The organism is Lichenibacterium minor (genome assembly GCF_004137685.1).
In the GTDB taxonomy this organism is placed as follows: domain Bacteria; phylum Pseudomonadota; class Alphaproteobacteria; order Rhizobiales; family Beijerinckiaceae; genus Lichenihabitans; species Lichenihabitans minor.
In genome coordinates, this window is record NZ_QYBB01000012.1 from 49,251 (window position 1) to 71,212 (window position 21,962).

Annotated in this window: 18 protein-coding genes; 8 read left to right on the top strand and 10 right to left on the bottom strand. The window is 71.9% G+C overall.

Features of this window, described 5'->3' with window-relative positions; translation table 11 throughout:
• Window positions 1–19: 19 nt before the first annotated feature.
• Window positions 20–793: a DUF1499 domain-containing protein gene (locus D3273_RS12315; protein ID WP_165359474.1), complete on the bottom strand. Its 774-nt coding sequence runs from the start codon at window positions 791–793 to the stop codon at window positions 20–22.
• Window positions 794–1,101: 308 nt separating this feature from the next.
• On the opposite strand from D3273_RS12315, the gene D3273_RS12320 reads away from it, so the two are divergent.
• Both D3273_RS12320 and D3273_RS12325 read left to right on the top strand, forming a co-directional pair.
• On the top strand, window positions 1,102–1,293 hold the full coding sequence (locus tag D3273_RS12320; protein WP_129226935.1) for a hypothetical protein: 192 nt from the start codon (window positions 1,102–1,104) through the stop codon (window positions 1,291–1,293).
• 175 nt (window positions 1,294–1,468) lie between these two features.
• A complete protein-coding gene (locus D3273_RS12325) occupies window positions 1,469–2,329 on the top strand; it encodes a metallophosphoesterase (protein WP_245501137.1) in 861 nt (286 codons plus the stop codon).
• A 7-nt stretch (window positions 2,330–2,336) separates the two neighbouring features.
• On the opposite strand, the gene D3273_RS12330 is transcribed toward D3273_RS12325, so the two are convergent.
• Window positions 2,337–2,918: a L,D-transpeptidase gene (locus tag D3273_RS12330; RefSeq protein ID WP_245501138.1), complete on the bottom strand. Its 582-nt coding sequence runs from the start codon at window positions 2,916–2,918 to the stop codon at window positions 2,337–2,339.
• Window positions 2,919–3,087: 169 nt separating this feature from the next.
• Between D3273_RS12330 and D3273_RS12335 the strand changes: the two genes are divergently transcribed.
• Window positions 3,088–4,011: a histone deacetylase family protein gene (locus tag D3273_RS12335; protein WP_129226941.1), complete on the top strand. Its 924-nt coding sequence runs from the start codon at window positions 3,088–3,090 to the stop codon at window positions 4,009–4,011.
• Between the two features lie 58 nt (window positions 4,012–4,069).
• Here the strand turns inward: D3273_RS12335 and ribB are convergent, their stop codons facing one another.
• From ribB to fabI, 5 genes are all read right to left on the bottom strand, one after another.
• Complete coding sequence (gene ribB, locus D3273_RS12340; protein WP_129226943.1) at window positions 4,070–5,371, bottom strand: 3,4-dihydroxy-2-butanone-4-phosphate synthase; 1,302 nt, start codon at window positions 5,369–5,371, stop codon at window positions 4,070–4,072.
• A gap of 121 nt (window positions 5,372–5,492) precedes the next feature.
• Window positions 5,493–6,608 (bottom strand): chorismate synthase, encoded by a 1,116-nt coding sequence (gene aroC, locus D3273_RS12345; RefSeq protein WP_129226945.1) that lies wholly within the window; start codon window positions 6,606–6,608, stop codon window positions 5,493–5,495.
• A gap of 147 nt (window positions 6,609–6,755) precedes the next feature.
• On the bottom strand, window positions 6,756–10,817 hold the full coding sequence (locus D3273_RS12350; RefSeq protein WP_129226947.1) for a Pls/PosA family non-ribosomal peptide synthetase: 4,062 nt from the start codon (window positions 10,815–10,817) through the stop codon (window positions 6,756–6,758).
• A gap of 349 nt (window positions 10,818–11,166) precedes the next feature.
• Window positions 11,167–11,772, bottom strand: coding sequence for a histidine phosphatase family protein (locus D3273_RS12355; protein ID WP_129227090.1), 606 nt, complete (start codon window positions 11,770–11,772; stop codon window positions 11,167–11,169).
• Window positions 11,769–12,614 carry an enoyl-ACP reductase FabI gene (gene fabI, locus D3273_RS12360; protein ID WP_129227092.1) on the bottom strand — a complete coding sequence of 282 codons (846 nt, stop codon included), beginning with the start codon at window positions 12,612–12,614 and terminating at the stop codon, window positions 11,769–11,771. The genes D3273_RS12355 and fabI overlap by 4 nt, the downstream gene beginning before the upstream one ends.
• A gap of 267 nt (window positions 12,615–12,881) precedes the next feature.
• Here fabI and D3273_RS12365 point away from each other — a divergent pair, with 267 nt between their 5' ends.
• Entirely contained in the window at window positions 12,882–13,403 is a 522-nt protein-coding gene (locus D3273_RS12365) for a sigma factor-like helix-turn-helix DNA-binding protein (protein ID WP_129226949.1), read from the top strand.
• Window positions 13,404–13,413: 10 nt separating this feature from the next.
• Window positions 13,414–14,295 (top strand): anti-sigma factor family protein, encoded by an 882-nt coding sequence (locus D3273_RS12370; RefSeq protein WP_129226951.1) that lies wholly within the window; start codon window positions 13,414–13,416, stop codon window positions 14,293–14,295.
• Window positions 14,296–14,329: 34 nt separating this feature from the next.
• On the opposite strand, the gene cobT is transcribed toward D3273_RS12370, so the two are convergent.
• The gene (gene cobT, locus D3273_RS12375; RefSeq protein ID WP_129226953.1) at window positions 14,330–15,346 is read right to left on the bottom strand and encodes a nicotinate-nucleotide--dimethylbenzimidazole phosphoribosyltransferase; all 1,017 of its coding nucleotides are present in this window, start codon (window positions 15,344–15,346) and stop codon (window positions 14,330–14,332) included.
• Between the two features lie 60 nt (window positions 15,347–15,406).
• On the opposite strand from cobT, the gene cobS reads away from it, so the two are divergent.
• From cobS to D3273_RS12390, 3 genes are all read left to right on the top strand, one after another.
• Complete coding sequence (cobS, locus tag D3273_RS12380; RefSeq protein WP_129226955.1) at window positions 15,407–16,219, top strand: adenosylcobinamide-GDP ribazoletransferase; 813 nt, start codon at window positions 15,407–15,409, stop codon at window positions 16,217–16,219.
• Window positions 16,220–16,228: 9 nt separating this feature from the next.
• Window positions 16,229–16,435, top strand: a complete 207-nt coding sequence (locus D3273_RS12385) for a DUF1289 domain-containing protein (protein WP_129226957.1) — start codon at window positions 16,229–16,231, stop codon at window positions 16,433–16,435.
• A 123-nt stretch (window positions 16,436–16,558) separates the two neighbouring features.
• Window positions 16,559–17,182, top strand: a complete 624-nt coding sequence (locus D3273_RS12390; RefSeq protein WP_129226959.1) for a retropepsin-like aspartic protease family protein — start codon at window positions 16,559–16,561, stop codon at window positions 17,180–17,182.
• A gap of 21 nt (window positions 17,183–17,203) precedes the next feature.
• On the opposite strand, the gene D3273_RS12395 is transcribed toward D3273_RS12390, so the two are convergent.
• On the bottom strand, window positions 17,204–18,667 hold the full coding sequence (locus D3273_RS12395) for an efflux RND transporter periplasmic adaptor subunit (RefSeq protein WP_129226961.1): 1,464 nt from the start codon (window positions 18,665–18,667) through the stop codon (window positions 17,204–17,206).
• The gene (locus D3273_RS12400; RefSeq protein WP_129226963.1) at window positions 18,667–21,864 is read right to left on the bottom strand and encodes an efflux RND transporter permease subunit; all 3,198 of its coding nucleotides are present in this window, start codon (window positions 21,862–21,864) and stop codon (window positions 18,667–18,669) included. The genes D3273_RS12395 and D3273_RS12400 overlap by 1 nt, the downstream gene beginning before the upstream one ends.
• Between the last annotated feature and the right edge of the window lie 98 nt (window positions 21,865–21,962).

A 21,962-nucleotide genomic window follows, 5' to 3' on the forward strand; every position in this document is an offset into this window, starting at 1 on the left:
CGGCCGCTGGGAGGAGCCTTCACGAGGCCGCATCCCCGATCTCGTCCGACAGGGACTGGATGCGCGCGGCGTTTTCGCCGGAATCGGCGCGGAAGAAGCGCGACGCCGACCGGATGTCCACCCGCGCTTGCCCCGAAGCGGGGCGGATGCGGATCGCGACGTCGTCGGGCAGCGCCAGGACGCGGGTCGGCGCCACGGCGTCGATGTGGCCGGCGCCGAACTTCCCCTGGGGCGGCGCCGCCTCGATCACGCGCCAGCCGCGGCCCTGCACGGCCTTCAGGGCGATGTCGAAGGCCTCGTCGACCGACACGTCGAGCATCACGGGCCCGAGGTTCGGATAGGCGCGGCGCTCGGCTTCGCGCGCGTCGGGCGGGGGATCGTCGTGGGCGGCGCCGCCCCGCGCCGCGACGGCCGCGGGCGCGGAAGAGAAGGCCGGCGGGGCGGCGGGGTCGGTCGAAGCGTCGGCGACGGTGGAGCGCGTCGCCGTGCGTTCGGCCAGGTAGGCGGGATAGGCCAGCACGGCCGCGGCGATCACCAGGGCCGACAGGGCGCGACCGGTGCCGCGCCGCCCCGTCCGCCAGACCACCCCGGCCGACCAGACCGCCAGCGCGACGCCGGCCAGCGCGAACAGCAGCGCGAAGCCCAGCACCGCCAGCGTTCCCCGCGGGTCGACGCCGCCGCTGCGGCCCATCAGCACCGCGAACACGGCCAGCACGCCGCCGAAGAGCGCGCAGGAACGGGCGCCCGTCGCCGACGCCGCGAAGGGTTCGGGCGCCAGCCGACGCCTCAGCACGGGGTGGACGCGCGGCGCGCGGGCATGTCGACGGATGGGGGCATGGGCGTCGTGACGAGGGGCGAGGGCGGGCGGAGCGACCCTATGCGAGACGCCGCCGCCGCGGTAGCCCGGTCGGCGTCGCGGCGGCGCTGGCCCCCGAACCCCCACCCGCGCGGCTGTGCCGGGGCCCTGCCCTGAGCTGGCACGCCCCGCCGCGGCCCCGCTTAGCGCTTTCGCAAGGACGATCCGCCAGGGTTTCCGCATCGTTCACGACGTCGCCGCTTTCGCCCCGACCGTGGCTGACGCGACCAGGATGCACCTGTCCCATGACGCACGACACCGCCCCCCGCCGCGAGGACGCACGCGACCTGCAGGCCAAGCTGTACCGCGAGATCGGCATCTCCGCCGTGGCCGCCGCCCTGCGCTTCACCACCCAGCCCGACCCGGCGCCCCAGGCCCAGGCCGGCCTGGACAGGACGGCAGCGACGTCCCCGGTGGTCAAGGCGCGGGCCGCCTGATAACAGCCGTCACGGACGGCGGCTGGCCGTCGACGGGTCACGCCGCGCCAACGGCGGCGCCGTTCCGCGCTGGCCGGCGGTCGACAGCCCAGACCGCCCGTACGGGTCCCGCCTTCGGCCGCAGGAGCGTCCCCTGACCATCACCCGCAGGCGCGTCCTGACCGGCGCCGGAGCCTTGGCGCTCGGTTCGGCGGGATTCGCCGGATATGCCGTCGGGGTCGAACCCGCCCTCGTGCCGGCGGTGCGCCGCTACGCGGTGTCGCCGCCGCGCTGGCCCGCGGGCCTGGAGGTGAGGATCGGGGTCATCGCCGACATCCACGCCTGCGAGCCCTGGATGTCGGCCGAGCGCGTCCGCGGCATCGCCGAACAATGCAACGCGCTCCAGCCCGACCTCGTGCTGCTGCTTGGCGATTTCAACGCCGGGCACCGGTTCGTGACGGGCCCGGTGATGCCCGCGGCCTGGGCGGACGCCCTGTCGGTGCTGCGCGCGCCACTCGGCACCTACGCGATCCTCGGCAACCACGATTGGTGGCACGGCCCGGTGCCGGGCATGAAGGGTGGCCCCGAGGAGGTCAGGCAGGCGCTGCGCGCGATCGGCGTGCGCGTGCTGGAGAACGAGGCGACGCTGGTCGACCGCGGTGGCAAGCGCTTCTGGCTCGCCGGCCTCGCCGACCAGCTCGCGCATCCCACGGCACCGCCCGGGCACAAGGGCGCCGACGACATCCCGGGCACGCTGCGCCAGGTGCGCGACGAGGCGCCAGTGATCATGCTGGCGCACGAACCCTACGCCTTCGCCCGCATGCCGGAGCGCGTGGCGTTGACCCTGTCGGGGCACACCCACGGCGGTCAGATCGTGGTGCCGGGCGTCGGGCCGCTCGTGACGCCGTCGCGCCGCTACAATTACGGCCATTACGTCGAGAACGGCCGCAACCTCGTCGTGTCGGGCGGCTTGGGCGAGTCCGGCCTGCCGGCGCGGTTCGGCGTGCCGCCGGAGATCCTCGAGATCACCGTCGGCAGCCCGGGGGCGACGGCCTGACGGGCCGTCACATCACGACGACCCGGGTCCCCACCTTGGCGCGGCCATAAAGGTCGATGATGTCGATGTCGCGCATGCGGATGCAGCCCGACGAGGCGTCGTGGCCGATCTCGGTCGGCTCGTTGGTGCCGTGGATGCGGTACAGCGTGTCGTGGCCGCTCGCGTCGTAGAGGTAGAGGGCGCGCGCGCCGAGGGGGTTTTCGGGGCCGCCCGGCATGCCGCCCTCCGCCACCACGGGTTTCAGGTGCGGCCAGCGCTTGACCATGTCGGCCGGCGGCATCCAGCGCGGCCATTCCGCCATGCGCTTGATCGTGGCGGTGCCGTGCCAGCCGTAGGCTTCGGCACCCGTCGCCACGCCGTACCGCACGGCCTTGCCGCCCCCGAGCACGTAGTAGAGCAGCTTCTGCTTCGGATCGACCACGATGGTGCCGGGGGGCTGGCCCGTCGGGTCCTCGACCTGGTACCGCTCGAAGACGCGGCCCATGTCGGCCTTGGGAACCCGGGCGATGAACTCCTTGTCGCGCGCCGACAGCGCGGGATCGGGCAAGGCCTTGTATTCGCATCCCGACAGCGCGACGGCTGCCGCCATCGCCCCTGCCGCTCGCCACCCCGTCCGCATTGAACCCGCCCTCGGCCGCCCCAGATCATCACATTACCACGGTGGGTCGGCGTGGGACGAGCCCCTGCGGCCGAGATGCCGTCCCCGTGTCCCCCGCACCACGCCGCCGGCATCCGGGCGGACGGAGACCGACGCACCCGTGACGACCATCCTGATCGGCCACGAGGCCGGGCTCGGCCACGACATGGGCGAGGGCCACCCCGAGCGGCCCGACCGCCTGCGTGCCGTCGAGGCCGCGCTGTCGGGCGAGCCCTTCGCGGCGCTGCGCCGGATGGAGGCGCCGGAAGCGACCCCGGACGCCCTGATGCGCGTCCATCCCGAACCCTACGTGGAAGCGCTGCTGGCCGCGCGGCCGCGGAGCGGGCAATTGCTGCGCATCGACGCCGACACGGCCGTCGGCCCCGGCACGGTGGCGGCGGCGCTGCGGGGTTCGGGCGGGGCCGTGCTGGCGGTCGACGAGGTGCTGGGCGGGCGGGCCGACAACGCCTTCGTGGCGATGCGTCCGCCGGGGCACCACGCCGAGCGCGCCACCGCGATGGGGTTCTGCTTCTTCAACCATGCCGCGGTGGCGGCGCGGCACGCGCGGGCCGTGCACGGCGCCGCCCGGGTGGCGATCCTCGATTGGGACGTCCACCACGGCAACGGCACGCAGGATGTCTTCTGGAGCGACCCCGGCGTGATGTATGCCTCGACGCATCAGATGCCGCTGTTCCCCGGCACGGGCGCGCGGGGCGAGCGGGGCGACCACGACACGATCGTCAACGCGCCGCTGCGGGCCGGCGACGGGGCCGAAGCCTTCCGGGCGGCGCTCGACGGCCTGCTCCTGCCGCGGATCGCGGCCTTCCGGCCGGATCTCGTCATCGTGTCGGCGGGCTTCGACGCCCACCGCCGCGACCCGCTCGGGCAACTCGAACTCGACGAGGCGGATTTCGGCTGGGCGACGAGACGGGTGATGGACCTGACGGGCGGGAAGCTCGTGTCGCTGCTCGAAGGCGGCTACGACTTGCGGGGGCTGGCCCTGTCGGCGGCCGCGCATGTGACGGCCCTGCTGGGGACGGCGTGAAGGCCGTGCCGGCGGTCGGGCGTCCCCACCGCCGGCGGCGCGCCCCCACGCCTCGGCGTCAGCCGCCTAGCGCTTCCGTCGAGGCGATCTCGATGCCGAATCCGGACAGGCCCACGTAGGTCCGCTCGCTCGACGCCAGCAGCTTGATCGACGCGATGCCGAGGTCGCGCAGGATCTGGGCGCCGACGCCGATCTCCCGCCACTGGCTGACGCGCTTCGCGTCCGACCCTTCCTCCGACACGGACGAGATCGGCACGCCGGCGGTGCCGTCGCGGAGGTAGACCAGCACGCCGCGACCTTCCGCGGCGAAGCGCTCCAGCGTGCGGTTGACGATGTGGTTGCCGCCCAGCACGTCCTTGACGATATCGGCGCGATGCAGCCTCACCGGGACGCCGCGGCCATCGCCGATGCGGCCGTGCACGAAGGCGAAGTGCTGAACCTCGTCGAAGGGCGTCGTGAAGGTGTAGCCGGTGAGCTCGCCGATGGCGGTCTTCACCGGAAATGTGGCGACGCGCTCGACGAGCTTCTCGCGCGACTGGCGGTAGGCGATCAGGTCGGCGACCGAGATGCGCTTCAAGGCGTGCTTGCCGGCGAAGTCCTCGATCTGCGGGCCGACCATGACGGTGCCGTCGTCGTTGGCGAGTTCGCAGATGACCGCGACCGGCGGCAGGCCGGCCAGGCGGCACAGGTCGACGGCGGCCTCGGTGTGGCCGGAGCGCGTCAGCACGCCGCCGTCGCGCGCGATCAGCGGGAAGACGTGGCCCGGGCGGACGAAGTCCGACGCGCCCATGTTGCCGTTCGACAGGGCCCGCACCGTGTTGGCGCGCTGCTCGGCCGAGATGCCCGTCGTCAGGCCGTGCTTCACGTCGACCGTCACCGTGAAGGCGGTGCCGAGAGGCGCGTCGTTGGCCGCCACCATGGGGGCGAGGTTGAGGCGCCGCGCTTCGGCGCCGGTCATCGGCGTGCAAACGATGCCGCAGCAGTTCCGGATGATGAAGGCCATCTTCTCCGTGGTGCAGTGCTGCGCCGCGACGACGAGGTCGCCCTCGTTCTCGCGGTCCCCGTCGTCGGTCACGACGATGATCTCGCCCCGCGCGATCGCCTCGATGGCTTCCATCACGGCATTCTGGTCGCTCATCGTCTTGGCTCCATCGGGGGCTCGCGGGGGGAACAGGCCGGACAGGAAGTCGTTCGGCGTCACGCCGCCGGCCGTTTCGCGCAGGATCAGCTCGGCCGTGTCGCGCGACACCCAGGCGCCGGGGCCGCACATCTGCGTGACGGCCCCGGGCGTGACGCCGATGCGCCGCGCGAAGGCGGAGCGCGTGACGGCATGCGCGGTGAGCCACTGGGCGAGCTTCATGCCGGCACGATAGGTCGATGGCGATGTTGAGTGAAGCTGAATATCGTCCATCATTTGAGTTTCACTCAATGATGGCTGCCGCACGAGACCGGGGGCTGCGGGGCGGAGCCGGGCCGAAGCGTCACGCCGGCCCGAACGACGCGGTCGCGCGCTCCCCCACCTGCCCGCGATGGCGCAGGAAGGCGTCGGCGAGCACGCAGGCCATCATGGCCTCGCCGACCGGCACGGCGCGGATGCCCACGCAGGGGTCGTGCCGCCCCTTGGTGAGGATCTCGGTTTCGGCGCCGCTGCGGTCGATGGTTTCGCGCGTCGTCAGGATGGACGAGGTCGGCTTCACGGCGAAGCGCGCCACGATCGGCTGGCCGGTCGACAGGCCGCCGAGCAGCCCCCCGGCGTGGTTGGAGCGGAACATCGGCCGGCCGTCGGGGCCCCGGCGGATCTCGTCGGCGTTCTCCTCGCCGGTGAGTTCGGCCGCCGCGAAGCCGTCGCCGATCTCGACGCCCTTCACGGCGTTGATGCTCATCAGGGCCGCGGCGATCTCGCCGTCGAGCTTGGCGTAGATGGGCGCGCCCCACCCGGCCGGCACGCCCTCGGCGACCACCTCGACCACGGCGCCGACCGAGGAGCCCGCCTTGCGGACGCCGTCGAGGTAGGCTTCCCAGAGCTGAGCCGCGACCGGGTCCGGGCAGAAGAACGGGTTGCGGGCGACCTCGTCCCAGTCCCATCGCGCGCGGTCGACGCGGTGTGGCCCGATCTGCACCAGGGCGCCGCGCACCGTCACCCCCGGGACCACGAGCCGCGCCACGGCGCCCGCGGCGACGCGGGCCGCGGTTTCGCGCGCCGAGGAGCGGCCGCCGCCCCGGTAGTCGCGCAGGCCGTATTTGGCGTCGTAGGTGAAGTCCGCGTGGCCGGGGCGGTACTTGTCCCTGATGTCCCCGTAGTCCTTGGAACGCTGGTCGGTGTTCTCGATCAGCAGGGCGATCGGCGTGCCGGTGGTCCTCGCGGGGGCGTCGCCCTCGGCGAAGGTGCCGGACAGGATGCGGACCTGGTCGGGCTCCCGGCGCTGCGTGGTGAAGCGCGATTGGCCGGGACGGCGCCGGTCGAGGTCTGCCTGGATCACCTGTTCCGAGATGTCCAGGCCGGGCGGGCAACCGTCGACGACGCAGCCGAGCGCCGGGCCGTGGCTTTCGCCGAAGGTGGTCACGCGGAAAAGATGGCCGAAGGTGTTGTGGGACATGACTCGGGGCGCCGGGCAGCTGGAACGTCGCACCCGGCCTCCCGCTCCACCCTGCCGCGCGGCGTCCTCGCCCCCCGGGGAGCGGGACCGCGCGGAGCCGCGGTGGAGAGGCCGGCCGGACGCAGTCGGCTCAGTCTATAGGACGGTTCAAGCCGCCCGCGCCACCGGGCCCTCGTCGGCGGCGCCCTTGGGCTCGGCCGGCGCGCCGACCCACTCGGAATGCGCGGGGATCGACTCGCCCTTCATCACCAGGGTCAGCGGGCCGAGCCGGGCGAAGTCCCCGACATGGGTATCGTAGAGTACCGTCGAGCCGGCCCCCACCGTCACGCCGGCGCCGATCCGCACGCGGCCCACCTTCATCACCCGGTCCTCGTAGAGATGCGTCTGCAGCGCACAGAGCGAATTCAGCGACGCGAAGTCGCCCACCGCGATGCAGTCGAACTCGGTGATGTCGGTCATGTTCATCCACACGCCGCGGCCGAACTTGGCGCCGAACATCCGAAGCACCCAGGGCAGGAAGGGCGTGCCCATCAGGTGCTCGAGCAGCACGCGGCCGGCGAGCCCCCAGTACATGACGGCGACCGCCTCGGTCCGCATCGCCCAGAACGACCACATGGGCTGGGTGGTGGGCTCGTAGCGCCCCATCGTGGCCCATTTCACGCCCACCACGATCAGCGTCATCGTGACCGAGATCAGCAGCGACAGGAGCACGAAGAGCAGCGCCACCTCGACATAGGCGCCGTCGAAGATCTTCGGGCCGAGCCACTGCACCGACCAGGTGCCGAAGACGATGAACAGCATGGTGGGCAGCGAGATGTGGACCGCTTCGAAGACGGCGCGCATGCCCTTCTTCCAGCGCGGCGCCTCGTAGGTCCAGTTGGCTCCGCCGCCGTCGAACCGCTGGCGCACTGGCAAGCGGATTGGCGGGGTGCCGAACCAGGTGTCGCCGGGCTTCATGGCGCCGTTCTCGGGCGGCTTCGACTTGATGCCGATCAGCGCGCCCTCGGGGATCTCGGAGCCGATCGGCACCACGGCGTCGTTGCCCACGAAGACGCGCGGGCCGGTCTTGACCTTGGCGAGCCGCATCCAGCCTTCGCGGATCTCCTCGTCGCCGAGCACGACCTCGTCGGCGATGAAGCATTTCTCGCCGATCTCGACGAGGTCGTAGCGGCCCGACAGGTTGGTGGAGATTTCGGCATCCTTGCCGATCTTGGCCCCCATCAGCCGATACCAGTTGCGCATGTAGACGGTGGCGAAGAGCGAGGACAGCACTTCCAGCGTGATCTCGGTGGCGAGCGCCACCGTCCATTTGCGCAGGTAGAAGAAGGAGAAGACCGAATAGCGCCCTTCGACGACGCGCGGCAGGATCACCCACCGCATGGCCGCGATGAAGGCGACGGAGATCAGCACCATCACGAAGGAGGTCGGCCAGGCGAGGAGGGGCAGCGACGCCAGGTAGGCGAACCGGTCGACGTCGGGGATGGACAGCCATTCGTCGAGCTGGTCGAAGACCCAGAAGGCCGGGAAGATCGGCAGCAGGCCGAGCGGCGGTATCACCATCAGCATCGCCACGTAGCCGAAGCCGAGCGCCGCCCGGCGCCCCGGCGAGGCTTCCGGGTAGGCGTCGCGCGCGGCGAGGTCCACGTCGGCGACCTTGCGGGCCGGCGACCCGTCCCAGATCTCGTGGGCGCCGATGGCGGTGTTCGACGACACGGCGCACAGGTCGCCCATCTCGGCGCCGTCGCCGACCGTGACGCCGTCCTCGATCACGCAGGAGGTGCCCACGTAGGCGTCCGCCCCGATCGTGATCCGGCCGACGATGAACTCGCCGCCCTCCACGCGGGCGTTGGCGAACTTGACCTTGCCGCCGATGCTGGCGCGGGGGCCGATCTCGATGAGGTCGAGCGCGCCGGCCTCGTGGTCGCCCACGATGGCGTCCACGCCCACCTTGGCCCCCATGGCGATCATGAAGAACCGCATCACCGGCGACCCTTGGAACCACTTGGGATGCATCAGCGCGGTGAAGCGCTGCACGAGCCACCAGCGGAAGTAATAGGTGCCCCACAGCGGATAGCGGCCGGGCTTCATGCGGCCCAGCACCGCCCACTTCACCGCCACCGCGAACACGATGGTGAAGATGTTGATCACCATGTAGGTGCCGACGAGGTAGAGGCATTCTTCCCAGAACGTCGCTTCGCTGGTCGTCAGCAGCATGTAGGACACGAAGACGCCCAGCCATTGCGCGGTGGCGAAGGACAGGATGACCGGAAGGGCGACCGCCTGGGCCAGGCCGCACAGGAACCGGCGCAGGAGCGGCGGCGGCGTGAAGGACAGGTCCGCCGGGCCGGCACCGGCGCGCGGCGCGCGGCCGTCCACCAGGGCCGCGATGGCGCGAAGCGTCCGCGCCCGGTACATGTCCTGCAGCGTGATGCCGGCGAGAGACGGCGTCTGCCTCACCACCGAAACGAAGCGCGCCGCCAGAAGCGAGTGGCCGCCGAGGTCGGTGAAGAAATCGGCGTCGAAGGGGATCGCGCCCGCCGGCAGCACGGCGCGGGCGGCGTCGAGCAGCGACGCTTCCGTGGGCGTCCGGGGCTCCTCCTGGGCTTCGGCGGTGCGGGCCGCCAGCGCGGTGCGCTTCAGCGCGTTGCGGTCGACCTTGCCGGACGACAGCCGCGGCAGGGCTTCCAGGGTTTCGAAGCGGGACGGCACCATGTAGGGCGGCAGCGCTTCGCGCAGGCCGGCCCGCAACGCGGCGTTGTCGAGGGTCGCACCGTCCTTCGCCACCAGGAAGGCGACGAGCCCGTCGAGCCCGTCGTCGTGGCGCAGGACCACGGCGGCCTGATGCACGCCCGCGAGGCCCACGATCTTCGACTCGATCTCGCCGAGTTCGATGCGGAAGCCGCGCAGCTTGACCTGGTCGTCGATGCGGCCGCGGAACAGGATCTGCCCTTCGGGGTCGAGCGCGACGGCGTCCCCCGAGCGGTACAGCACGGGGTCGACGCCGCCCTGCCGGAACGGGTTGGCGACGAACTTCTCCGCCGTCAGGGCGTCGCGCTTGAGGTAACCGCGGGCGACGCCGGGGCCGCCGATGAGCAGTTCGCCTTCCTGCCCGCGGTCGAGCAGGTTGAGAGCCTCGTCGACGACGTAGCAGGTGTAGTTGGGGATGGGACCGCCGATGGTGACGGGCTCGCCGGGCTCGACGAGCGCGGCTGTCGCCACCACGGTGGCTTCCGTGGGGCCGTAGGAATTGTAGATGGTGCGGCCGGGCCGGCACCAGCGCGCGCCGAGGCTCGGCGGGCAGGCTTCGCCGCCGAGGATGATGAGGCGCAGGGAGGGGATGTCGCGCGACAGGAGGCCGAGCAGCGTCGGCACCGTGTCGAGCACGGTCACGCCCGCGGTGTTGAGCACGTCCGGCAGCGCGTCGGCTTCGCCCAGGATCTCGCGCGTGGCGACGAACAGGCTCGCCCCGACGAGGTAGGGGATCCAGATCTCCTCCATCGACAGGTCGAAGGCGACGGACGCGCCCTGGAACACGACGTCGGATTCCGCGATGGCGTAGAGCGCGTTGGCGGCGCGCAGGTAGTGGCAGATGTTGCGGTTCGTGATGACGATGCCCTTCGGCACGCCGGTCGAACCCGAGGTGTAGATGAGGTAGGCCGGGTCGTCCGGGCCCGCCCCGCCCGCGCGGGCGTCGACCGGCGCGCCGCCGGCCGCGGCGAGGTCCGCTTCCACGGCGGACGGGCACGGCATGTCGGCGCCGTGAAGGCGCGCGAAGTCCGCGTCGGTGACGAGCAGAAGGGCTTCGGCGTCCTTCAGGCAGACCGCGACGCGGTCGGCCGGCGCGTCGGCGTCGAAGGGCAGCCAGGCGGCCCCGGTCTTGGCCACGGCGATCTGGGCGACCAAGAGGCCGAAGCCGCGCTGCATCCAGAGGCCGGCGACGCGGCCCCGGCCGAGGCCGCGGGACGCGAGCCCCCGCGCCATCGCGTCGGCGCGGCGATCCACCTCGGCATAGGTCAGCGTGGACGCGGGATCGCGGAAGCAGGGCGCGTCGGGGCTCGCCGCGGCGGTGCGGGCGAAGACTTCGGCCAGGATCTCGTCGCGGATGAACTCGGGGCGCGACGCCCCTTCGAGCCGCGCCGGAACGCGCGCCGGTGCGGCCGAGGGCAGGCCGTCGACGGGATCCCGCTCGGCCGTGATCGTCTGGCTCATGGTTCTCTGCGCCCGTCTTCACCGACGGGGCGGCCGGAGGGCCGATCCCGCGGACAATGGATCCCAGGGTCGCCGATGTGGAACCGGCGATCGCGGGAGGCCGAGGTGGTCTCGATACCGGCCGGCACCGGCGATGCGCCGCCGATGCCGGGTTGCGCCGCACGCGCGGCGGCGCGCCTTCGCGCTCGCCGGTGGTCCGGACGTCCGGCCGCCGGTATAAGGGGTTTCGGGACGCGGCGGAACCCTGCATCGCCCCGGGGCCGGACGCGACGGCGCGTCGACCAGCGGCCTACCGCCGGGCTCCTGAACGCCGCGTGACGCGCCGCGGGCCTTCTCCGCCGCGGGGACGCTACACCCAGTGCGCGGCTCCGCCGTCGAACACGAGCACGCGGCCCTGATGCACCTCCTCGACCGTGGCGCGGCCCGTGGCGACACCGGCGACCCGGTGCATCAGCACCCGGGCGACGCCGCCGTGCGCCACCACGACCGCGTCCTCGGCGAGGTCGGACAGCCAGGGCGACAAGCGATCGAGCAGCATGGCGTAGCTTTCGCCGTCCGGCGGCACGAAGCCCCAGGTGTCGCGCCGACGCGACGCGACGGCGGCCGCTTCGCGACGCTTCAGGTCCTCCCAGGTCCGTCCCTGCCACGCGCCGAAGGACAGCTCCTTCAAGCGGTCGTCGAAGGCGACGCCGGGCAGGCCCGCGCCCAGCGCGGCGCGCACGAGGTCCATCGTGTCGCGCGTGCGCGCCAGCGGCGAGGCCCAGAACGGGAGGTCGGCCGGATCGAGGCCGCGCTCGCCGAGCAGGCGCGCCAGGGTGCCCCCGGCGGCCTCGGCCTGCTGCCGGCCGAGGGGGTTCAGCTGGGTGTCGTGCTGTCCCTGCAGGCGCCCTTCGCGGTTCCAGCTCGTTTCGCCGTGGCGGACGAAGAAGAAGCGCCGCGGGCCGGCGGCGCTCAGTGGCCGCCCTCCTTGACGGCGATGTCGGGCGCGGCCGGGTTCTTCATGCCCACGACGTGGTAGCCCGCATCGACGTGCAGGATCTCGCCCGTGACGCCGCGCGACATGGGCGACAGCAGGAAGGCGGCGCTTTCGCCCACCTCCTCGATCGTCACGGTGCGGCGCAGGGGGGCGTTCAGCTCGTTCCAGCGCAGGATGTAGCGGAAGTCGCCGATGCCGGACGCCGCCAGCGTCTTGATGGGGCCGGCCGAGATGGCGTTGACGCGGATGTTCTTCTCGCCGAGGTCCGCCGCGAGGTACCGCACCGAGGCTTCCAGCGCCGCCTTGGCGACGCCCATGACGTTGTAATGCGGCATCCATTTCTCGGCGCCGTAATAGGTCAGCGTCAGCATGGACCCGCCGTCCGTCATCAGCTTCTCGGCGCGCTGCGCGACCGCCGTGAAGGAATAACAGGAGATCGCCAGGGAGCGGGTAAAGTTGTCCTCGGTGGTGTCGATGTAGCGGCCCGTCAGCTCGTCCTTGTCCGAGAAGGCGATGCAGTGGACCACGAAGTCGAGCTTGCCCCAGGCGCGCTCGACTTCGCCGAACACCGCGTCGATCGAGGCCCGATCGGTCACGTCGCAGTGGCCGACCACCAGGCCGTCGAGCTCCTTGGCGAGGGGGCGCACGCGCTTCTCCAGCGCTTCGCCCTGGTAGGTGAAGGCGAGCTCGGCGCCGGCGGCGCGAGCCGCCTTGGCGATCCCCCAGGCGATGGAGCGGTTGTTGGCCAAGCCCATGATGAGGCCGCGCCGGCCGGCGAGGATGGAACTCGGGGCGGCGGCTGTGCTGGGCGTCTCTGACATCGAGGGTTCCAAGGCGTGTGCGGGCCCCGGCCGGCGGCGCGACGTGCTCGCCGGCGCGAGGGGCGCTGTTTCCCCACCCTTATCCCATCGTCGGCGCGGGTGGAAAGGCCGCGCCGCGGGCACGCATGGACCCGGCCTGGCCACGCCGCCGCCACGCTTGCGTTAAAATTCGTCCGAGTCCGCGGCCCCGGCATGGGCTTCCGCGTCGGGATCCGCTACGTTCCTTAACGGATCTTAAACCCTTCGAACGACGCGGATCAGGGCAGCATGCCGGGCTTTGCAGACGACCTCGGGAGGCTCACGCCCCACCTCCGGCGATTCGCCCGCGCCCTGGTGCGGGGCCACTCGGCCTGCGCGGCGGACGACCTCGTGCAGGAAACCATCGTGCTCGCGTCGCGCTCCGACCTGCCGAAGCGCGGGCCGACGCTGGCGGTGTGGTGCTTCGCGGCACTGGTGGGGCTGAACCGGGCGCGCAACCGCGCCCCGATCGCGCCCGCGGGCGTCGAAGGCGGCGGGGCGCCCCTGCCCTTCATGCCGAAGGACATCCTGCGCCTCGACGCGCTGCCGCTGGAGTTCCGCGAAGTGCTCCTGCTGACCGCGCTGGCTGGCCTGGCCTACGGGCAGGTGGCCGACGTGCTCGACATCGACGTGTCCATCGTGTTCTCGCGGCTCACGCGGGCGCGGGACCTGCTCGTGAAATCGGATCACGCGGCGGTGGGCCGCGACGCGCGGGTCGGCGAGCGCATCCGCGCGGGCGGCGGCCCGTCGCACCTCCGCGTCGTCAAGTAGGCGCAGGCGCATGCACACCGACATGGCGTTCGACGACGCCGACCTCAACGGCCTCGTGGACGGGCGGATCGAGCCCGCCCGCGCTTCGGCCCTGGCCGAATCGCTCGCCTCCGATCCCGAATCGGCGGCCCGCATCGACGCGTGGCGGCGGCAGAACGACAGCCTGAGGACGATGTTCGCGTCCGTGCTGGCCGAACCCGTGCCGGTGCGACTGCTGCCCGTGGCGATGCCGCCGCGCGAAGCCGCCAAGGCCGCCGCCCCCGGCGAGGCCACGCCCGGCCGGCGGCTCGCCGGGATCGTGGCGACGACGTCGGTCGGCATGGTCCTGATCGGGTTCGCGCTCGGCGCCCTGGCGAGCGTCGGGACCGACGGGTTCGGCCTCATGCCGCCCGCCGCCCGCGCCCCGGACGTGGCGCCCGCGGACGCACGGGACCTCGCGTCCCGGGCCGCCGAAGCGCACCGCACCTACCTCACCGACGCGTCACGCCCCGTCGAGATCGCGGGCGTCGAGGAGCCGAAGCTGGCGCGCTGGTTCGGGCGCCGCCTCGGCGGCGAGGTGCGGATCCCCGACCTGTCGCGCCACGGCTGGACGCTTCTGGGCGGCCGCATCGTGCCGGGGCGCCACGGCGCGGCCGGCTTCCTGGCCTACGGGAACGGCGCCGACCGCCTCGGCCTCACCGTGTCCCGCTGGGCGATGCCCGACGACGGGCGCGTGACCGCTTCGGACGACGACGTGCCGCCGCTCGGCGTGGCGACCTGGGCCGACGGGGCGTTCGGCTACGCCCTCACCTCCGACCGCGGGCCGGACTGGCTGCGACGCAACCTCGCGCCGCTGCGCGACAGCGTGAGGGCGCAGGCCCGCGCGACCGACGCGGACGCGGCTTCGCCCTGAGGCCGGCCCCCGCGCGGCGTCGCCGGCGCGGCATTCAGCCCCTGTCTTCCACCCCCGCCTGCGAAAAGGTCGCCATGCCGGTGTGGCAGGCCAGCGCCGAGCGGACGATGCCGGCCGCCAGCGCGGCGCCGGACCCTTCGCCGAGCCGCATCCCGAGGTCGAGCAGGGGTTTCTTCCCGAGGCGTTCGAGGACGTCGCCGTGGGCGCCTTCGGCGGAACGGTGGCCGGCCACGCAATGGTCCAGCGCGTCCGGGTCCAGCGCGTGCAGCACCGCCGCGGCGGCGCAGACCACGTAGCCGTCGAGGATCACCGGGACACGCTCGATGCGCGCCGCCAGGATCGCGCCCACCATGGCGGCGATCTCGCGGCCCCCGAGGCGCCGCAGCACCTCCAGGGGATCGCCGAGGTGGTCGCGGTTGAGCGCCAGCGCGTCCTCGACGGCTGCCACCTTGCGGGCATAGCCGGCATCGTCGACGCCGGTGCCGCGCCCGACCCAATGGCGCACCTCGCCGCCGAAGAGCGCCGCGTAGACGGCCGCCGCGACGGTGGTGTTGGCGATGCCCATCTCGCCCAGGCACAGGAGGTCGGTGCCGTGGATCGCCTCCATGCCGAAGGCGATGGTGGCGGCGCAGGCCGCCTCGTCCAGCGCGGGCTCGACCGTGATGTCGGCGGTGGGGATCTCCAGCGCCAGCTCGAACACCTTCAGGCCGAGGCCGAGATGGCCGCAGATCTGGTTGATGGCGGCGCCCCCAGCCGCGAAGTTCGACACCATAGCGGCCGTCACCGAGGCGGGATAGGGGGACACGCCCCGCGCCGCGACGCCGTGGTTGGCGGCGAACACCGCGACGAGCGGCCGGGACGCGGTCGGGATCGCCTTGGCCTGGACGGCCCCGAGCCAGGCGGCGATGTCTTCCAGGCGGCCGAGCGACCCCGGCGGCTTGGTGAGCTGCGCGTCGCGCGCCCGGATCGCCGCGGCCGCCTCCGCGTCGAGCGGGGGGAGGTGCGCCATCAGGGCGCGGATGTCGTCGAAGGGCAGGCCGCTGTTGGACATGGGGCGCTCGGCGGTTGGGGCGTGGGACGCTGGCCCGTCTTATGGCAGAAGCGGGTCGCCATGCCAGCGCCCCCGCCCCCCGCCGCCCTGCTCGCCGAAGCCGTCACCTGCCTGCGCTTCTACACGCGGCTGCCCGTGCCGGCGCTGGCGTGCGAAGCGTCCCATACCCCGGACCCCTTCGCCCGCTGCCTGCGCTGGGCCCCGCTGGCCGGGCTCGTGGTCGGGGCCTTCGGCGCCGCCGCCCTCGCCGGTGCGGCGGCGCTGGGCCTACCGTCGGCGGTCGCCGCCACGGCCGCCGTGTCGTCGACGGTGCTGGTGACGGGCGGGCTCCACGAAGACGGGCTCGGAGACTGTGCCGACGGCTTCGGCGGCGGCGCCACCCGGTGCCGCAAGCTGGAGATCATGCGCGACAGCCGCCTCGGCTCCTACGGGGTCCTGGCGATCGGCCTGTCCCTCGCGTTGCGCATCGGCGCCCTGGCGGCCCTCGCCGACCGGGGCGGGCCCGTGCTCGCCGGCGCGGCGCTGGCCGCCGCCGCCGCGGCCTCGCGCGGGCTCGGGCTGATGCCGATGGCCCGGCTCCCGCCGGCCCGCGCCGACGGGCTCGGCCACGGCGCGGGCCGGCTGCCCGGCGCCGCCTTTCCGATCGCCTGCGCTGGCGCGCTCGCGCTCGGCTTCGCGCTGCCGATCCTCGCGGGCGCGCCCCCGTCCCGCGCCGCGTTGGCCTTGGGTCTGGCCGCGTCGGCCGCCTGGGGCACCACGCTCGTCGCCGAACGGCAGATCGGGGGCGTCACCGGCGACGTGGCGGGCGCCTGTCAACAGGTGTGCGATATCGCCCTGCTGGTCGGCCTTCTCATCGTGCCCCGCGCGGGCTAACCGATGCGGATGTCCACCGCTTCCTCGCCCTGCATCGGCATCTGCACCATCGACGAGCCCAGCGCGCTCTGCCTCGGCTGCGGCCGCACCATCGACGAGATCGTCGGATGGGGGGGATTGTCCGAGCCGCAGCGCATCGCTGTGATGGCCGAGCTGCCGATGCGGCTCGGGGCCGACCGCATCCTGGCGCTGGAAGCGGGCACCGGCGATCCCTGAGCGGGATGGCGCGGTTCCGCCAACGCCATCTAGCTTCTCGTCCCCGCGAGGAGAAGCGCGGCGGTGCAGGGGAAACCCCGGCGAACGTGCCGAGTTGAACGGGATGCGAAGGGGGCCCGACCGGTGGACTGGAGCGAGCTGACCCCTTCGGACTGGACGAACATCGTCGTCTACGGCGGCTTCGCCGCCATAGTGGCGACCTCCATCCCCGGCATGTTCCGGGGGCGCGTGTCGGCCGGGCTCGTCAACCTCGCGCTCTGGGCGGCGATCCTGTTCGCCGTGCTGGCCGGCTACTCCTACCGGTTCGAGCTCGGCACCGTGGCCGAGCGCGTCATGGCGGTGCTGGTGCCGGGCACGGTGGTCGAGAGCGGCCCGAAGGAGGTCACGGTGTTCCGCCGCCCCGACGGCGGCTTCACGCTCGACGCCAGCGTCGGGCCCACCCGCCTGCCCTTCACGCTCGACACGGGCGCGTCCTCGGTGGTGTTGCGCTCCGAGGATGCGGCGCGGCTGAAGATCCCCGTCCGCTCGCTCGCCTACGACGTCGAGGTGATGACCGCCAACGGCCGTGGCCTCGCCGCCGAGGTCGTGCTGCCGTCGCTGACCATCGGTCCGCTGACCCAGTTCGACGTCAAAGCGCTGGTCGAGAAGCCCGGCGCGCTGCACGAGAACCTGCTCGGCATGAGCTACCTCAACAAACTCGCGTCCTTCACCGTGTCGAACGACAAGCTGGTGCTGCGGGGCCGCTGAGGCCCGCTCGCCCCGCCGGTATCACTTGTCCGCCATGGCGCCGACGCCGCCCGCTCCCTCGCCGCCCGGGACCGGGGGCCGGGGGGCGCCCGACATCGACGGCGTGCCGGTCGCCGCCTTCGGCGGGGCCTCGCCCTCGTCCTCTTCCTCGATCTTCACCTTGGCGCCCTCCTTCAGCGTCGCGGGAGGGCTGAGGATGACCTTGTCGCCGCCCTTCGGCCCGCCTTCGACCTCGAGCGAGGTGCCGAAGTCGCGCCGGATGTCGACCTTCACCATCCGGACCTTGTCGCCGTCGCCCACGACGGCCACGTGCGTCCCGCTCGCGTCGAAGATCAGGGTTTCGGCCGGCAGCACCACGTCGGGGTGGATGCGCGGGATGTCGAGCGTCACATAGGCGTAGAGGCCCGAGCGCAGGGCGCCGGCCTCGTTCGGAATGTCGACCTCGACGGTCAGCGTCCGGGCCGAGGATTGCAGCGCCAGGGACGACCGCGTCACCTTGCCGACGAAGGTCTTGCCCGGCAGTTGCGGAACCGTGATCCTCGCCCGCAGCCCGTCGCGCACGCCGAGCGAGGAGTTCTGCGGCACCTGCACGAAGACGCGCAGCACGTCGTCCTCGTCGACGGTGAACATCGGCGTGCCCGTCGACGCGTCGGCGTTGACCAGTGCGCCGAGGTCGACGTTGCGCACCGTCACCACGCCGTCGAAGGGCGCGCGCACGTCCTCGAAGGCGGTGAGCGCCTTCAAGCGGTCGATGTTGGCCCCCTGCGCCTTCACGTTGGCCTCGGCCACCTTGACGCCCGCCCGCGCCGAATCGAGGTTGGCGCCCTGCGCGACCTGGTTGGCCTGGAGCTGGTCGCGGTTCTGCAGGGTTTCGAACCCCTTCCCCACCAGCGCCTGGGCGCGCTGCAGGTTGACCTTGGCGAGGTCGAGGTTCGCCTCCGACTGGCTGACGTTGGCGTTGGCCTGCAGCAGCGCCGCCTCGACCTGCCCCAGCGTCGCGATGGCGGATTCGAGCTGCTGGTCGAGGTCGGGCGCCGAAATATGCACGAGGAGGTCGCCCTTCCTCACCCTCGACCCGATGTCGACGCGCCGCTCCGTGATGTAGCCCGTGGCCCGGGCGTAGATGTTGGCGGTGGCGAATGGCTGCGTTTCGCCGGGGAGCGTCAGCTCCACCGGCCCGTCCTCCGTCCGCGCCGCGACGACGCGAACGTTGGGCACCGCATCCGCCTGCCGCTGCTGCGTGGCCGTGGCGGCGGCCCCCGTCTGCGCGTGGCGGTAGTACCCCCAGGCCAGGGCGAGGGCGACCACGACGAGCACGCCCACGAAGATCCAGCGCGACGGCATGCCGGGCTTGGACGCCTCGTCGCGGCCGTCGCCCTCGTCGTCACGGTCCGGAGCGAGCGTCAGGATGTCGTGCTCGTCCTCCGCCGGGGCACCGTCGCGATCGCCGTCGTGCTCCTGCGGCCGTGGCGCGAGCTGGTCCATCACAGGTAGTCCTCGACGGGCTGGAACTTGCCGCGGCGCAGCAAGGCATACAGGAACGGCACGAAGACCAGGGTGGCGCAGGTGCCGAAGGCCACGCCGCCCAGAACGGCGCGAGCCAGGGCGGCATTCTGCTCCGACCCTTCGCCGATGCCGATCGCCATCGGGATCAGGCCGACGAACATCGCCCCGGCCGTCATCAGCACGGGCCTCAGCCGCGTTTCCCCCGCCGCGATGGCGGCTTCGGCGGCCGAGCATCCCGTTTCCTCGCGATGCTCGCGCGCGAAGGTGACGAGCAGGATGGAGTTCGACGACGCGACGCCGACTGCCATGATGGCGCCGAACAGCGACGGGATCGAGAGGGTGGTGCCCGTGATGTAGAGGCTGAAGACGATGCCGCAGAAGGCGATGGGCAGCGCGCAGATCACCACGAAGGGGTCGCCCCAGCTTTGGAAGTTCACCGCCATCAGCAGGTAGACGGCGATCACCGCGATGGCGAGGCCGACCTCGATATGCAGGAACGCCGAGTCCATGCTCTCGATCTGGCCCCGCACGGTGATCTTGTCGGGCGCCGGCAGCTTCGCCTGCTCGTCCCGGACAATGGATGCGATGTCCTTCTGCACGGAACCGAGGTCGCGGTCCTGCACCGACGCGTAGACGTCGTAGGTCGGCTGGGTGTTGACGTGGTTGATGACCGTCTGCTCGGACGTGCGGCGCATGGTGGCGACGCTCGACAGCATGTCGAGCGTGTTGCTCGTCGCGCTGCCGCCCCCGGTCGCCGCCGCCTGCACGAGGAGCGGGGTGTTCTTCAGCGCGGTCAGGCTGTCGTTGCGATATTCGGGCGTCTGGACCCAGAGCTGGTAGGGGATGCCGGACTTGGGGTCGGCCCAGAAGTTCGGCGTCACCTGGTAGGAGCCCGACAGCGAGATGTTCATCGCATTGGCGATCTGCTGCTCGGTCAGGCCCATCTCGGAGGCCATGCGGCGGTCGACGTCGGCGACGAATTCCGGGGTGTCGAGCACCTGCTGGATGTGCACGTCGACGGCGCCCTTCACCGCCTTGAGCCGCGCCTCGATGGCCTTGGCGGCGGCGAGGTCCTGCGCCTGATTGCGGCCGTTCACCTGCACGTCGATTGCCGTGATGGTGCCGAAGTCCAGCGTCTGGGTGATGATGTCCGAGGGCTGGAAGTAGAAGATCGTGTCGGGGAACTTCTGCGGCAGCACGTCGCGCAGCTTGGCCATGTAGGCCGCCGTGGGGCCGTGGCCCTCCTTCAGCGAGATCAGCATCTGGCCGTCGTTGTAGGCCACGAAGGAACCGTCGCCGAAGGCGAAGTTGTAGTTGCTGGACGGCAGGCCGATGTTGTCGAGGATGAGGTCGAGGTCTTTCGGCGGCACGACCTGCTTGACCACCTCCTCGACCTCGGCGAAGCGCTTCTCGGCCGCCTCGATGCGCTGGCCGGGGCGCGTGCGGATGTGCAGCGTCATCGCGCCGGCGTCGATCTGCGGGAAGTAGTCGCGCCCCACCAGCTCCAGCAGCGTCCCGCCCATCGCCAGCACGGCCGCCACGACCGCGAAGGTGGCGAACCTGTGGTCCAGTGCGCCGTGCAGCAGCCCGATGTAGCCCCGGTGGAACCGGGCGAAGCGCCGCTCGAACCCAGCGTGGAAGCGGCCGAAGAAGCCCTTCGGCGCGTCGTCGCCCGCGGCTTCGCGACGCTGGTCGAACTCGCGCTTCACCAGCACGTCGATGAGGATCGGCACCAGCGTGCGGGACAGAAGGTAGGAGGCCAGCATGGCGAAGACGACCGCCATGGCCTGGGGCACGAACAGGTAGCGCGGCGTGTCGGTGAGGAAGAACACCGACACGAAGGCCGAGCAGATCGACAGCGTCGAGATCAGCGCCGGCTTGGCGATGCCCGCGCCGCCTTCCACCACCGAATCCTTGAAGGAGCGCCCGTCCTCCATCAGCCGATAGGTGTTCTCGATCGCCACGGTGGCGTCGTCGACCAGGATGCCGACCGCCAGGGCGAGGCCGCCCAGCGTCATGATGTTGATCGTTTCGCCGAGGAAATACAGGATCGTCAGCGACGTCAGGATGGCGAGCGGGATCGACACGAGCACGATCAGGGTCGAGCGCCACGACCCGAGGAACATCAGGATCATGGCGCCGGTCAGAGCCGCCGCGATGATGCCCTCCCGGACCACGTCCGAGATGGCGCCCGACACGAACACCGATTGGTCGAACAGCGGCGTGATCTTCATGTCCTTCGGCGCCGCGGCGCGGATCGCCGGCAGGAAGCTCTTCACGCTGTCGACGACGCTCAGCGTCGACGCGTTGCCGTTCTTCAGGATGGTCATCAGCACGGAATGGCGGCCGTCCGAGCGGACGATGTTCAGCTGCGGCGGGTTGCCGTCCCGCACGTGGGCCACGTCCCGGATGAGGATGGGCGTGCCGTCGACCACCTTCACCGGCACGCGGTTGAGATCGTCGATCACCTCCGGGCTCATGTTGAGGCGGATCGGGTATTGCTGGTCGCCGATCTTCGACAGGCCCGACGGCACCACGATGTTCTGCGCCGTGATGGCGCTGGTGACGTCCGTCGGGGTCAGGCCGTGCGCCTGCAGGGCGTGGAGGTCGAGGTCGACCATCACCTGACGCGGCGCGCCGCCGTAGGGCGACGGCAGGGTCGAGCCGGGCACCTGGGTCAGCGTTTGCCGGATGCGGTACTGGCCGTAGTCGTAGAGCTTGGCGCCGCTTTCCTTGTCGGACGACAGCGACAGCTGGATCACCGGGACCGAGGACGCGGAGAAGCGCATCACCACGGGCGGCTGGACGCCCGTGGGCATCACGGCGCGGATGGAGTTCATCGCCGACACCACCTGGGCGATGGCGAGGTCGATGCTGACCGATCCCTGGAAATACACCTTCTCGATGGCGACACCGGGCAGCGTCTGGCTTTCCATCTGCTTGATGTCGTTCACGTTGTTGGACAGCGAGAATTCGCTGTACGTCGTGATCCGCTGGGCCATGTCGGTCGTGTCGAGGCCCGTGTAGGTCCACACGATGACGACGACGGGGATGTCGACGGCCGGCAGCACGTCCTTGGGCGCGATGGCCGAGGTGCCGATGCCGGCGAGCAGGATCAGCACGCCCATCACGTAGAACGTGACGCGGTTCTTCAAGGCGTAGAGGACGAGACCCATCGATGAACTCCCGGCCCGTCAACGCCCCCTCGGGCCGAACCGTTGCAGTCGATCATCGGGGCGCGACGCCGCACCCGCAAGTTTTCTCGTCCTATAAA